Origin of the sequence: Bradyrhizobium sp. SBR1B, assembly GCF_014198205.1 — a bacterium.
Lineage (GTDB): Bacteria > Pseudomonadota > Alphaproteobacteria > Rhizobiales > Xanthobacteraceae > Bradyrhizobium.
Window position 1 is genome coordinate 286,070 of sequence record NZ_JACIHC010000008.1, and the last position, 13,243, is coordinate 299,312.

Consider the following 13,243-nt stretch of genomic DNA (forward strand, 5'->3'; position numbering starts at 1 on the left):
GCCCGCGCATCATTTCAATTCGACGGTCGGCCGACATTGCGATCGGGTGAGTTCGCCTCAGACCGACCCGATGACGTCTCGGTCCACTCTGGCGCGCCGGACAGTGCAGTGATACGGCGCAGTTGTGACGTCGCGGCCACATGGCTTTGAAAAAGCGGCGCTCTTCGCATTCGGACACATCACATTGCGCGCCGGGCCACGATGGCCGGCGCCTCCTTCTCTAAGCATGGCACTGCCCGATATTTGCGGCGCGATTCCACGGGTTGCGCCGCAGGAGGAGTTTGGAAGTGCCTTGGAATCGTTTGCTAACCCCGCGCAATATCGTCCGCTCGAACACGCCCCGGCGGCGCATGCTACTTCTGAGCACCGCGATCGGCGCCCTCGCCGCAAGCGGTTCGCTACCGTGGTTCATCACGCCGGCGCAAGCGGTGTGTGTGGTGACCGGAGCCGGCACGCTGACGACGCTTCAATCGGGTGATTCGATCACCTGCGTCGGGAATAACACCCAGATCAAGACATTCCCCGTGGTCAACGGCGTCACCATCAACATCGGCGACGGCACCACCGCGACCTCAGTGAATGACCCCACTTTTGCGGGCATTGTGCTTCAAACAGCATCCAACAGCTCGATCAGGATCTTCAACAACGCATCGGTCGCGCCAGCCAACAGCGACGGCATCATCGTGTCAGGCGGAGGCAACAATACAATTACCGTGGATGGGGGTGCCGCAACCGGGTCACCGGCCCTCGGCTCGACGGGGCTTGGTCTGTCCGGTTCGAGCAACAACACCATCGTGATCGGAGGTACGGTTGGAAGCGGCGCTGCCGGAACCTCTGGCATCGGCATCTTCGCCGGCTCCGCGAGCAACCAAGTGAATGTCCTGTCGAGCGGCCTCGTCCAGGGCAACGGCCCGGCGGCCATCGAGCTCAACGGCGCGGCAGACGGCAACACCATCAACAACGCCGGCACGATATCGAATGCCTCGGGCACCGCAATCTTCGGCTCTAACAGTCAGGACACCGTCATCAACGCCGGCACGATCATCAACAACATTGTCAGCACGGCTGTCGACCTCAAGGGCGGCAACGACGTCTTCGAGCTCCGCGCGGGATCGAACATCACGGGCTGGGTCGTGGGTGGTAGCGGAATGGACACGTTGCGCCTGGGCGGAACCGCCAACGCGGCGTTCGACCTCGGCACATTCGGTGCGGCCGCCAGTTCAAGGACTTCGAGATGCTGGAAAAGACCGGCAGTTCGACCTGGACGCTGACGGGCACCACGATGGACGCGGCCGCCATGAACGTCCAGGCCGGCACCCTCATTGTCAACGGCACGATGGCCAACATCGGGACGGTGGTGAGCGGCGGCACGCTCAGTGGCAGCGGCATGATCGGATCGCTCACGGTGCTGTCCGGCGGCAGGGTCGCGCCCGGAAATCTCGGTCAACTCGTCGTCAACAGCAATGCGGCGTTCCAGTCAGGGTCAACCTACGCAATCTCGGTCAACGCGGCCGGACAATCAGACAAGATTTCCGCCGTGAGCGCGACGCTGACCGGCGGCACCGTCGCCGCTAACACGATTGCCGGCGCCTACAATCCCTCGACGCAGTACACCATCCTCAGCACGACGGCTGGCCTCACCGGTAGTTTCTCTGGTGTGACTGTCAGCGGATACAATCCGCAGCTGTTCGCGTCCTTCCTCAGCTATGACGGATTCAGCGTCTTCCTGACGCTCAACTACAACAATGCCGCTTTCCTCTCGATCGCCCAGACGCAGAACCAGAAGGAGGTGGCCGGCGCGCTGAGCGCATTCGGCCCGAACCTGCCCTTCCTGTCGTCTTTCGCGGGCCAGAGCGACGCGCAGCTCCGCTACAGCCTGGATCAGCTTTCAGGAGAAGCGGCGACCGGGGCCCAGCAGGGCGCTTTCCAGTTCACGAGTCAGTTCCTCGGCCTCATGCTCGATCCATTCGTCAGCGGACGCAGGGGCGTGAACGTCGGCACCGGCGACGCCGCACTCGGCTTCAACACCGATCGCGCCGCGATGCCGGACGATGCCGCCCTCGCCTACAACAAGATATTGGGCGCGCCGACGGCAAAGGCGCCGACCTTTGCCGAGCGCTGGACCGCCTGGGGCGCGGCGTTCGGCGGCACCAACCAGACCGGCGGCGATCCGATCGTGATCGGCAGCCACGACCTCGGCGCGCGCGCAGGCGGCGTCGCGGCCGGTGCGGACTATCATTTCAGCCGCGACGCGATCGTCGGCTTTGCGCTCTCCGGCGGCGGCACCAGATGGGATCTCGCGCAGGCGCTCGGTGGCGGCAAGAGCGAGGCGATCCAGGCCGGCGTCTACACCGTGGTCCGCAACGGGCCTGCCTATTTCGCCGCCTCGCTCGCCGTGGCCAATCACTGGATGTCGACGGACCGCCTGGCGCCGTTCAGCAACCAGCTGACCGCGAAGTTCGATGCGCAGACCGTCGGCGGCCGCATCGAGGGTGGCTATCGCTTCGCGACGCCGATTGGCGGCTTGACGCCATATGCGGCAGCACAGGTGCAGGCGTTTCGCACGCCGACTTATACCGAGACCGATTTGGCCGGCAGCGGCTTCGGCCTGACCTATCGGGGGCGTACGGCCTCCGACACGCGCAGCGAACTCGGCGCGCGCTTCGATCGCGCCACACTGGTCGCACCGAACGCGGTCCTGACGTTGCGCGGCCGCGCGGCCTGGGCCCATGATTGGGTGAGCGATCCGACGCTCGTCGCCGCATTCCAGGCGCTGCCCGGCGCGAGCTTCATCGTGCAAGGCGCGACGCCGGCAAAGGACGCCGCGCTTGCATCGGCCGGGGCCGAGCTGAAGTTTACGAACGGTGTTGCGTTGTCGGCCAAGTTCGACGGCGAGTTCGCGGCCCGCAGCACCACCTATTCCGGCACCGCGAGCCTGCGATACGCCTGGTAGCACCGGCGCCCGATCAAGACTTCCGCGCGCCGACCGGCAGAATGCCGAGGCCGGCGAGATGGGCGTCGACGAACTGCTCGATCTGCTGACGCAGCATCTGCGGCGGCACGGCCACCATGCGCTCCTCGAGACCGAGCGAGATGATTCCGTGCACGGCAGAAAACAAGGTGCGCGACAACAGCGCGATCTTCACGTCATCCGCATCCGGTAGCAGCCGCACCAGGGGCGGATGCATCAGCGCAAAAGCGTCCATCACCATCTGCAGGATGTCGTCGGGATAAGGACGGTCGTCCTCCATCCGATGCTCGAACAGCGAGCGCAGCAGATTGGCGTGCTCCGCGAAGAATTCGAGATAGGTCTCGGCAAGCCCGTAGAGCTGGCGAACGGGATCTTCGGCCGGAACCCCGCGAAGCCGGGCCGTGAGCGCCTGAACGGTCTCCCGATTGACGGTCAGGATGACCCCGTCGAAGTCGCCGAACTCGTTGTAGACGCTGCCAACGGAGCAGCCGGCGGCCTCGGCAACATCCCGAACCTTCAACGATCTCAATCCTTTAGTCGCGATAATCCCCCGCGCGATCTCCAGGATCTGGAGCCGCCGCCGATTCTTTTTCTGATCCCGCAACGATTCTTCTTGAACATTGTTCATTTTCGAGCTACTCATGTGAACATTGTTCAAATAACCTGGAGACGACCAAAATGCAAACCCTCGCTGTTGATATCGCCGCCACCTTCGTCGACGACGCCACAGCCCTCGTGACCGGCCTTGGCCGCGCCCTGCTGCGGTTCGCCATGACGCCGATCGATCGCATCGCAAATGCCTGCGACATTGCTGGCGTGCTGACAGAACGCCGGGCGACCTTCCGGATGTGGCGGGCGAGCCGCGCGCGTGCCCGTCAGGACGGCCGCCGGATCAGCCTGCTCCGCCGCCTCTCGCCCTTTCGTCACCTCGCCCATCTCACCTGAGGCGCACCCGACCTGCACACGCAGGTCGTCTCGAATGCAAGAACTGGTTGCAAGGAAGGACTCACCATGTCCCGATGTTCGCGGCCGATCTTGCCAGACTTCAGTGACGCGGTTCAGCTTTTCCTCATCGCTCGGCGCATACCCGGTAAGGCGCGCCCAGATATTTTGCGAACCTAACGACGCCGCTTGGAGACCAACAGGATCAGAGGGATCGAGGGGACAAGGCAGGCCGGCCATCAGCGCCCGCAATCGTTCGTCCCCTCCCCTTCCGGTCGTGACGCTTCAAAGACAACGTAACGAACCTCATTCTGCCTTTCCAAAACAGGACTAGTCATGATCAGGGAATTGATGTCGTCACGCCGCTTTGCCCCACTGTTCTGGGCGCAATTCTTCTCGGCGCTCAATGACAACGTGCTCAAGAACGCACTCGTCATCATCCTGCTTTACAGCGCCGCAACCGGGCACGGCGATGCGCTGGTGACGGTGGCAGGCGCGGTCTTCATTTTCCCCTATTTCATCCTGTCCGGGCTCGGCGGCCAGCTCGCCGACAAATACGTCAAATCCGTCGTCGCAAGGCGGCTCAAGTTCGCCGAGATCTTCGCTGCTTGCTTTGCCGCCGCCGGCTTCTTCCTGCACTCGGTGCCGCTCCTGTTCGCAGCGCTCGCCCTGTTCGGCACCATCGCCGCGCTATTCGGGCCCGTAAAGTACGCCATGCTGCCGGATCAGCTCGAGCTCGGCGAACTCGCGACCGGCAACGCGCTGGTCGAAGGCGCGACCTTCATGGCCATCCTGCTCGGCACCGTCGCCGGCGGCCAGTTCGTGGCGGGATCCGCGCATATGGGCTGGGTCGCATCGGCCGTGGTCGTGCTGGCCTTGCTGTCATGGGCCTTCGCCTCCCGCATTCCGCAGACGACGCCGTCGGCGCCCGATCTGCCCGTCGACGCCAATCCCTGGACCTCAACGGTGAGCCTTCTTAGGACGTTGCATGCCGACCACCGGCTGTGGGACGGCACGGTGATCGTCTCCTGGTTCTGGCTGGTCGGCGCGATCGTGCTGTCGCTGCTGCCGGCGCTGGTCAAGGATGTCGTTGGCGGCACCGAGGGCGTGGTGACGCTGTGCCTTGCGATCTTCGCGATCGGCATCGCCATCGGCTCACTGTTCGCTGCCAGCCTCAGCCACGTTCGCCCGAACCTCGCGCTGGTCCCGATCGGCGCCATCATCATGGGGTTTGCCGGCCTCGATCTCGCCTGGGCCATCGGCGTGACCGCCAAGGGTCAGGACATCACCGCGGCCGGCTTCGCGACCTCGTTCGCAGGCCTGCGTATGCTCGTCGACTTCGTCGCCTTCGCATTCGGCGGCGGCTTGTTCGTCGTTCCCTCCTTTGCCGCGGTCCAGGCCTGGTCGGCACCGTCCGAGCGCGCCCGCATCATCGCCGCCGGCAACGTGCTGCAGGCCGCCTTCATGGTGGTCGGCTCGCTGTTCGTCGCGCTGCTGCAGGCGGCCGGCCTTCACATCGGCTGGATCTTCTTCGGGCTCGGCGTCGCCAGCTTCGGCGCAGTCTGGTTCGTGCTGACGAAATGGGGCAAGGAAGGCGTGCGCGATTTCGGCGGACTGCTGTTGCGCGCACTGTTCCGCACCGAGGTTCGCGGCCTCGAGAACCTGCCGCCTGCCGGCACGCGCATGCTGATCGCGCCCAACCATGTCAGCCTGATCGATGGCCCGCTGCTCCACGCCGTGCTGCCGATCGACGCGAGCTTCGCGGTCGACACCGGCATCGCCAAGGCCTGGTGGGCCAAGCCGTTCCTGCGCGTCGTCAAGCACTACACCATGGATCCGAGCAAGCCGCTGGCTGCGCGCGACCTGATCAAGCTGGTCGCCGCCGGCGAGCCGGTGGTGATCTTTCCGGAAGGACGCATCACCGTCTCGGGCTCGCTGATGAAGGTCTATGACGGCACCGCGATGATCGCGGACAAGGCCGATGCGGTGGTCGTACCCGTTCGCATCGAAGGCGCGCAGCGCTCGCATCTCAGCTATCTCAACTCCAGCCAGATCAAGCGTTCGTGGTTCCCGCGTGTGACGGTCACCATCCTGCCGCCGATCAAGCTGCCGGTCGACCCGGCGCTGAAGGGCAAGGCGCGCCGCAACGCCGCCGGCGCCGCACTCCAGGACGTGATGATCGATGCGATGGTCAAGAACGCCATGCTCGATCACACCCTGTTCGAAGCGCTCGGACACGCCTATCGCGACCGTGACACCGGCAAGGTCATCATCGAGGACGCGCTCGGTACCAAGCTGACCTATCGCAAGCTGATCCTTGGCGCGCAGGTCTTGAGCCGGAAGCTCGAGACCGGCACCGCCGTGGGCGAGAATGTCGGCGTGCTGTTGCCGAATTCCGCAGGCGTCGCCGTGGTCTTCATGGCGCTGCAGAACATCGGCCGGGTCCCGGCGATGCTCAACTTCTCGGCCGGCCCGGTCAACGTCCTCGCGGCCATGAAGGCCGCAGAGGTCAAGACCGTGCTGACATCGAAGGCCTTCATCGAGAAAGGCAAACTCGACAAGCTGATGGCTGCGATCTCCGCGGAAGCCCGGGTCGTCTATCTCGAGGACGTCCGCTCCTCGATCGGGACAGCCGACAAGATCAAGGGCCTGCTCGCAGGCACCGCGCCGCGCGTCGCCCGCCAGGCCAGCGACCCCGCCGTCGTGCTGTTCACGTCGGGTTCGGAAGGCACGCCCAAGGGCGTGGTGCTGTCCCACCGCAACATCCTCGCCAACGCGGCGCAGGCGCTGGCGCGGGTCGATGCCAACGCCAATGACAAGGTGTTCAACGTGCTGCCGGTGTTCCATTCGTTCGGGCTGACCGGCGGGATGATGATGCCGCTGCTCGGGGGCATTCCAATCTACATGTACCCCTCGCCGCTGCACTACCGGATCGTGCCCGAGCTGATCTACCAGACCGGCGCCACGATCCTGTTCGGCACCGATACGTTCCTCACCGGCTACGCCCGCTCGGCGCACGCCTACGACTTCCGCACCCTGCGCCTCGTGATCGCCGGCGCCGAGGCGGTCAAGGACCGCACGCGGCAGGTGTTCATGGAGCGCTATGGCATCCGCATCCTCGAAGGCTACGGCGTCACCGAGACGGCGCCGGTGCTGGCGATGAACACGCCGATGGCCAACCGCCCCGGCACCGTCGGCCGCCTCTCGCCGCTGATGGAAAGCAGGCTGGATCCTGTCCCCGGCATCGAGGAAGGCGGGCGCCTCTCGGTGCGCGGGCCGAACGTGATGCTCGGTTACCTCAGGGCCGAAAATCCGGGCGTGCTCGAAAAGCTTCCCGAGGGCTGGCACGACACCGGCGACATCGTGGCGATCGACGCCGCCGGCTTCATCACCATCAAGGGCCGTGCCAAGCGCTTTGCCAAGATTGCCGGCGAAATGGTCTCGCTGTCCGCGGTCGAGAGCATCGCCGCGACGTTGTGGCCGCAGGCCGCATCGGTCGCCGTCTCGATCCCCGACCCGCGCAAGGGCGAGCGCATCGTGCTGCTGACGACGGAGAAGAACGCTGAGCGCAGCGCAATGCAGGGCCAGGCCAAGACGATCGGCGCGTCCGAACTGACCGTTCCCGCGGCGATCTTGGTGGTCGACAAGGTGCCGCTGCTCGGCACCGGCAAGACCGACTACGTCACCGCGACGACGATGGCGCGCGAGCAGGCGTCCGCGCCGGAGCGCGAGGTGGCGTAAGACAGATGCACGAGGCGCCTCATTCAGGCGACGCGCGATGCCCGGGAGTGGTTCTGCTTCACGGCATCGCGCGGACCTCGGCATCCCTAAGTAGGCTGGAGCAGGCGCTCCGTGCGGCCAGCTTCGCAACGCTCAACATCGACTATCCCAGCCGCAGCAAGCCGATCGCCGCGCTTGCGGACGATATCCACCCGGCGATCACCCGTTTCGCCGAGCGCGACGCACCGCTGCATTTCGTCGCGCATTCGATGGGCGGGCTCGTCGCGCGCGCTTATATCGCGAAACACCGGCCGGCCCGGCTTGGCCGCGTCGTGATGCTGGGCACGCCGAACAGCGGCAGCGAGGTCGCCGATCTCCTGCGGGGATCTTTGCCCTATCGCAAATTCTACGGGCCAGCCGGGCTCGAGCTCACCACCACGCCTGCGACCGCGCCGAATGCCCTCTCCGCCATCGACTATCCGGTCGGCGTGATCGCCGGAAGCCGCTTCATCGATCCCGTCGCCGGCCTGCTCGTTCTGCCTAAGCCAAATGACGGACGGGTCTCGGTGCAAAGCACGGGGCTGGCCGGCATGGCCGACCATATCGTCGTGAAGACGTCGCATACCGGGCTTCCGCGCCACGCCGCCGCGATCGCGCAGACCATCGCCTTCCTGCGCGAGGGCCGCTTTCAACCGAAGTAACGGGTCACCCTGCAGTCCGCCGCTCCTGCGCGTAGCGCACCAGCGCGGCGAAACGGTAGATGCCGTGCACGAACTTGCCATAGGGCATGGTGACGAACAGCGCGAACACCGCGCCGAGATGCAGCGCCAGCAATGGCCCCATTGCGGCGGTCTCACGCAGGACCAGAAGCGCCATGCCGGTGAGCCCGGTCAGGAACAGCATGGCGATGAAGCCGACATCCATGCCGTAGCGGTTCTCGTCGAGCAGTTCCGGCGCCCTGCGCAGCTTCGCGACGAACAGCCCGACTGGCCCGACGACAAGGCCGATGCCGCCGAGCGAGCCGAGCACGACGGGCAGATCCCACCAAGGATACGGCGCCTCGCGCGCAAGCAAGTAGTGATAGAGTGTGGCCACCGATGTCGCCGCAAAGCACAGGATGAAGCCGTAGAACGTCAGATGATGGTACAGCTTGCGCCGGTCGGTTGGCTTGTCGTCCTCGTTGTAGCAGCCGACGCCCCCGCCATGGAGATAGCGCAGCTCGCCGGCATCGCGTATCGCCCGGAAGATTGATCCCCCATCGGCGCGACCGCCGATCGGCGGCCCGATGTCGCGCCAGAAGGCGCGCACGCTCATGATCAGTGCGAGGATCGCAAAGAGGAATGCGGCGCTGAACAGCGCGGCCATCGCGTTGTGCGGCATCAGCTTGTAGAACGCACCAGGACCGCTGTGCACGCCGAACAGAACGCTGCGGTCATTCAAAGCGGCAAAGCCGAGGATGAAAACTGCCATGCTGAGCGCAGCGACGATGCTGATGACCAGACCGTTGCGCGCGAAGGCGCCGGACAGCGCCCTCGGCCAGGCATAAGCGGCATAGGATTCCGCGCGCGCAATCGCTAGCGTCTGGGGAACGTTGACGTTGAACTCGTGCGGCGGCGAGAACTGGCAATCGACGTAGCAGGCGCCGCAGGAATGGCAGAGATTGGCGAGATAGTTGAGGTCGCCGTCCGAGAAGGCGCGGCGCATTTCCATGGCGGGAAATACCGCGCACAGCCCCTCGCAATAGCGGCAGGAATTGCAGACCGTCATCAGGCGGTCGGCTTCGTCCAGGATCCTAGTTCCGTGCATGTTTTGCCGCTTCCCGTCCCGCGATCCGCCCGAACACGCTGCCGATGGTCATGCCCATGCCAGCTGCGTAGCCTTTGCCGAGCACGTTGCCGGCCAAGATCTCGCCGGCGGCGAACATGTTGCCTGACGGCTTGCCGTCAGCCATCAGCATCCGCGCCTCCTTGGTCACGCGCGTGCCGAGATAGGTGAAGGTGATGCCGGGCCGCACCGGATAGGCGAGATAAGGCGGCGTCTCGATCTTGCGCGCCCAGTGCGTCTTGGGCGGCGTGATGCCTTCGGTGCGGCAATCATCCAGAATCGTGTGGTCGAAGGTGCCTGATAGCACCGCGGCGTTGAATTCGGCGATCGTCTTTTCCAGCGCTGCCGGGTCGAGCTCCAGTTTGCCGGCGAGCTCGGCCACGGTCTGTCCGGCGATCGGCGGAAACAGCGTCGGCATGAAGCTCGTGACCACGGTGGGGTCGAAGATGATGTAGGCGATCTGGTCGGGCTGCGCCGCGACCAACCGGCCCCAGATCGCATAGCGCTTCGGCCAGATGTCCTCGCCTTCATCGTAGAAGCGCTGGGCGTGCTTGTTGACGACGATGCCGAACACCACGGAGTCATGACGTGTGATGATGCCGCCGTCGAATTTCGGCGCGCGGGCGTCGATCGCGACCGCATGGCACTGGGTGGGATCGCCGACCTCCTGCACGCCCTTGTCGAGCAACATCTTCAGGATCGAACCACGATTATAGGGCGTGCCGCGGATCAGGAAATTGTCGGCGGCCTCGCCCCAATATTGCTTCAGCCATTCGATGTTGGCCTCGAACCCGCCGGCCGCCGCGACCAGCGAGGTCGCGCGGATCTCGGTCTCGCCCTTGATCGGCCGTTTCAGGCGCGCGGCGAGGAACATGCCGTCTTCGATCACGAGGTCGGTGACCTCGGCGTCGTATTCGACCTCGACGCCGAGCCGCTCGGCGGTGAGATAGAGCGCATTCAGCATCGCCCGGCCGCCGCCGAGGAAGAAGGAATTGGTGCGGCCGAGGCTCAGCGTGCCGCCGAGCGAGGGCTGCCAGCGCACGCCCTGCTCCACGATCCAGTTCAGGATGTCCTTGGATTCGCGGATCATGTGGCGCGCGAGCACCTCGTCGGTCTGCCCGCCGGTGACGCGCAGCAGGTCCTCCCAGAACTCGTCCTCAGTGTAGGGACCGGTCAGGATTTCGGTTGCGGCGTCATGGGCGCAACGCATGTTGCGGGTGTGGCGGGTATTGCCGCCGCGATAGAACTTCGGCGCGCCTTCGAGCACCAGCACCGACGCACCACCGCGCCGTGCCGCAATCGCCGCGCACAGCGCCGCGTTGCCGCCGCCGATCACCAGCACGTCGTATTTGCTGCTCATGCCGTCCGTCCGATACGACGAAGTGGAGACATTCTATCCACCGGCGGCACCGGTCACCCGCACCGCCATTGCGTACCTTTGTATACAAAGATATACATAACCTGTGCAAGCGACATCTCTGCATGGGCAGGATGCGCCTTGCGTCGAGGGAACATGGCGAGGCGCCCGGCAAAGACAGGCGGATCAATCGCGCGCGGCGGCAGCATTGCGCTCGGCGAGGCCGTATTCCGGTCGCTCTGCGAAGCACTCCAGGCCGGCAACTACCGCGCCGGAGATCGCCTGCGCGAGGAAGAGGTCGCACAGCGGCTCAAGGTCAGCCGCACCCCGGTGCGCGAAGCGCTCGGCCGGCTCGCCGCGCGCGGCTTCGTCGAGCCCGCCGGCGGCCGCGGGCTGATCGTGCGCAATCTCGACATCTCCGAGGTTCTCGAGCTTTACGCCATGCGCGAGATCATGGAAGGCGCCGCGGCGCGCCTTGCCGCTGAACACGCTTCGGCGCCCGAGGTCGATGCGCTCCGGGATATCGAGCAGGCTTTTGTCGAAGCTCCCGCAGCGGACGCGGCCGAGATGGCAAGACTCAATCGCAGCTTCCACGAGGCCATATGCCGGGCCGCGCGCAACCGCTATCTCGACAACGCTTCGCGGGAATTGCAGGACTGGATCGCCCTGCTCGGCCCGACCACCTTCTCCGTATCGGGCCGCCCCTCGTCCAGCCATGGCGAGCACCAGGCCATCATCAACGCCATCGCCGCGCGCAACGGCGACAAAGCAGAGCAGCTTGCCCGCGCACACATCCGCGAGGCGCTGCGCTGCCGGCTGAAGCTGTTACAGAAGCAGTAGGCCGGCCCGATCACGCCTCGAGCACGCGCGTCAGCAGCCAATATCCACCGAGCAGCCCAATCGCCGCGGACACCGAGTAGACCAGTCTCGTCGCGCGTGCCGGCTCATCCGGCCCGACCATAGTCACACGGTCCAACAGGCCAAGTATCGGCACCATCAGCGCGACGATCGCGATCTGCCCGATCTCGACGCCGATGTTGAAGGCGGCCAGCGCCGGGACGATCGCATCCGGCGGCAGGCCGATCTCGTGAAGAGCGCCGGCGAAGCCAAAGCCGTGGATCAGACCAAACAGAAGAGCCACGCGCCAGCGCTTGTCGACGTCCCGCGAGAAGAAATTCTCGGCCGCCACGAACACGATCGAGGCCGCGATCGCCGGCTCCACGATGCGGCTCGGGATGACCAGGACATTCAGCGCCGCGAGCGACAATGTCAGGGAGTGGGCGATGGTGAAAGCGGTCACGATCTTGACGACCGGCAAGAGCCGTCGCGCCCACAAGACGATCGCGACCAGAAATGCGATGTGATCGTAACCGAGAAAGATGTGCTCGATGCCGGTGAGCAAATAGCGTTGCATGATCGAGAACGGCGATGGCGGCGCCGTCGAGAGCGTCACCGTCGTATTGTCGGCATCGAGCAAGGCCTGCGCCTCGGACCTGCCCTGCGCGATCAGCACCACCTGTCGCGCGGTCTTGTCTTTCTCCGTCAGCACGGTGGAGCGATAGACGATGTCGCCGGCTGCGTCCGCGCAAGCAAAGCTGTTGCGATAGACGATACCGTCACCATCAGGCAGGATCGCGGCATCGCCCGCCGAACAAGCCGTACCGCCGCCTGTGACGGCCAGGTGCCGGCCGAGATAATCGATGATTGCGGATTTGGCCGCTTCGACCGCGACCGGGTCGACCGCATCCTGCCCCGCATCATGGATCTTCGTGCCGATCAGGCGATCGACATCGCTGCCCTTCAATCCCATCTCGACGTTCACAGTGCGACCGGCGGTGAGGGCCACGCGCGCGGTCACAAGATTGATCTGATGCGCCTCAGCCGACGGGCAGACCACAAGCAAGATCGCGAACCACAGTAGCGGTGGCCGCCTCATGATCGCGCTCCATTGCCGTCACGCCAGCACATCCGCGACGACCGCTTTCACGACGTCCCTCACGTCGCCCGGCTTGAGCCGCACCTGCAACCCGCGCTGGCCGCCATTGAGATAGACGAGATCATGCGCGAGCGCGCTCTGCTCGATCACGGCGCGAATGGGCTTGCGCTGCCCGAACGGGCTGATGCCGCCGACCTTGTAGCCGGTGACGCGCTCGGCCTCCGGCGGCTTCATCATCTGCGCCGACTTGCCGCCCGCGGCTGCGGCGAGCTTCTTCATCGAGACCTCCTGGTCGGACGGCACGACCACACAGACCGGCTTGCCGTCCACCAGCGCCATCAGCGTCTTGAGGACACGTGCCGGGTCTTCACCGAGCGCGGCGGCCGCCTGCAGCCCAATGCTCTCGGCGTCAGGATCATAGTCGTAGGCATGGACGGTGAAGGCAACACCGGCGGCCGTGAGCGCGCGAGTGGCGGGGGTGACCTTGGACATG

At 65.3% G+C, this 13,243-nt stretch carries 11 protein-coding genes; 6 read left to right on the plus strand and 5 right to left on the minus strand.

What is annotated here, in order from left to right; translation table 11 throughout:
- The first annotated feature begins 263 nt into the window (after positions 1-263).
- Positions 264-1,271, plus strand: a complete 1,008-nt coding sequence (locus tag GGD61_RS40570) for a hypothetical protein (protein WP_246785978.1) — start codon at positions 264-266, stop codon at positions 1,269-1,271.
- Positions 1,235-2,953: an autotransporter domain-containing protein gene (locus GGD61_RS22370; RefSeq protein WP_246785979.1), complete on the plus strand. Its 1,719-nt coding sequence runs from the start codon at positions 1,235-1,237 to the stop codon at positions 2,951-2,953. Before GGD61_RS40570 ends, GGD61_RS22370 begins: the two co-directional genes overlap by 37 nt.
- Before the next feature lie 13 nt (positions 2,954-2,966).
- Here GGD61_RS22370 and GGD61_RS22375 read toward each other — a convergent pair whose 3' ends face one another.
- A complete protein-coding gene (locus GGD61_RS22375) occupies positions 2,967-3,599 on the minus strand; it encodes a TetR/AcrR family transcriptional regulator (RefSeq protein WP_026201775.1) in 633 nt (210 codons plus the stop codon).
- A gap of 50 nt (positions 3,600-3,649) precedes the next feature.
- Here GGD61_RS22375 and GGD61_RS22380 point away from each other — a divergent pair, with 50 nt between their 5' ends.
- The 3 genes from GGD61_RS22380 to GGD61_RS22390 all read left to right on the plus strand — a co-directional run bounded on the left by GGD61_RS22380 (position 3,650) and on the right by GGD61_RS22390 (position 8,334).
- Positions 3,650-3,916, plus strand: coding sequence for a hypothetical protein (locus tag GGD61_RS22380; protein WP_183231153.1), 267 nt, complete (start codon positions 3,650-3,652; stop codon positions 3,914-3,916).
- Between the two features lie 333 nt (positions 3,917-4,249).
- On the plus strand, positions 4,250-7,654 hold the full coding sequence (locus GGD61_RS22385) for an acyl-[ACP]--phospholipid O-acyltransferase (protein WP_183231154.1): 3,405 nt from the start codon (positions 4,250-4,252) through the stop codon (positions 7,652-7,654).
- 5 nt (positions 7,655-7,659) lie between these two features.
- Positions 7,660-8,334, plus strand: coding sequence for a triacylglycerol lipase (locus GGD61_RS22390; RefSeq protein WP_092261692.1), 675 nt, complete (start codon positions 7,660-7,662; stop codon positions 8,332-8,334).
- A gap of 4 nt (positions 8,335-8,338) precedes the next feature.
- Here GGD61_RS22390 and tcuB read toward each other — a convergent pair whose 3' ends face one another.
- The gene (gene tcuB, locus GGD61_RS22395; RefSeq protein ID WP_092261693.1) at positions 8,339-9,439 is read right to left on the minus strand and encodes a tricarballylate utilization 4Fe-4S protein TcuB; all 1,101 of its coding nucleotides are present in this window, start codon (positions 9,437-9,439) and stop codon (positions 8,339-8,341) included.
- Positions 9,426-10,817: an FAD-dependent tricarballylate dehydrogenase TcuA gene (tcuA, locus tag GGD61_RS22400; RefSeq protein WP_183231155.1), complete on the minus strand. Its 1,392-nt coding sequence runs from the start codon at positions 10,815-10,817 to the stop codon at positions 9,426-9,428. Before tcuA ends, tcuB begins: the two co-directional genes overlap by 14 nt.
- 153 nt (positions 10,818-10,970) lie before the next feature.
- Between tcuA and GGD61_RS22405 the strand changes: the two genes are divergently transcribed.
- On the plus strand, positions 10,971-11,654 hold the full coding sequence (locus tag GGD61_RS22405) for a GntR family transcriptional regulator (protein WP_092261695.1): 684 nt from the start codon (positions 10,971-10,973) through the stop codon (positions 11,652-11,654).
- A 10-nt stretch (positions 11,655-11,664) separates the two neighbouring features.
- Here the strand turns inward: GGD61_RS22405 and GGD61_RS22410 are convergent, their stop codons facing one another.
- The gene (locus GGD61_RS22410; RefSeq protein ID WP_092261696.1) at positions 11,665-12,750 is read right to left on the minus strand and encodes a HupE/UreJ family protein; all 1,086 of its coding nucleotides are present in this window, start codon (positions 12,748-12,750) and stop codon (positions 11,665-11,667) included.
- A gap of 18 nt (positions 12,751-12,768) precedes the next feature.
- Entirely contained in the window at positions 12,769-13,242 is a 474-nt protein-coding gene (ybaK, locus tag GGD61_RS22415; RefSeq protein WP_018317021.1) for a Cys-tRNA(Pro) deacylase, read from the minus strand.
- Between the last annotated feature and the right edge of the window lies 1 nt (position 13,243).

Excerpts from the sequence above, each read along its gene's own strand:
- GGD61_RS22410 (WP_092261696.1), bottom strand. The coding sequence starts at position 12,750 with ATGAGGCGGCCACCGCTACTGTGGTTCGCGATCTTGCTTGTGGTCTGC.
- GGD61_RS22390 (WP_092261692.1), top strand. The coding sequence starts at position 7,660 with ATGCACGAGGCGCCTCATTCAGGCGACGCGCGATGCCCGGGAGTGGTT.
- GGD61_RS22380 (WP_183231153.1), top strand. The coding sequence starts at position 3,650 with ATGCAAACCCTCGCTGTTGATATCGCCGCCACCTTCGTCGACGACGCC.
- GGD61_RS22370 (WP_246785979.1), top strand. The coding sequence starts at position 1,235 with ATGCTGGAAAAGACCGGCAGTTCGACCTGGACGCTGACGGGCACCACG.
- ybaK (WP_018317021.1), bottom strand. The coding sequence starts at position 13,242 with ATGTCCAAGGTCACCCCCGCCACTCGCGCGCTCACGGCCGCCGGTGTT.
- GGD61_RS22405 (WP_092261695.1), top strand. The coding sequence starts at position 10,971 with ATGGCGAGGCGCCCGGCAAAGACAGGCGGATCAATCGCGCGCGGCGGC.
- GGD61_RS22375 (WP_026201775.1), bottom strand. The coding sequence starts at position 3,599 with ATGAACAATGTTCAAGAAGAATCGTTGCGGGATCAGAAAAAGAATCGG.
- tcuA (WP_183231155.1), bottom strand. The coding sequence starts at position 10,817 with ATGAGCAGCAAATACGACGTGCTGGTGATCGGCGGCGGCAACGCGGCG.
- GGD61_RS22385 (WP_183231154.1), top strand. The coding sequence starts at position 4,250 with ATGATCAGGGAATTGATGTCGTCACGCCGCTTTGCCCCACTGTTCTGG.
- tcuB (WP_092261693.1), bottom strand. The coding sequence starts at position 9,439 with ATGCACGGAACTAGGATCCTGGACGAAGCCGACCGCCTGATGACGGTC.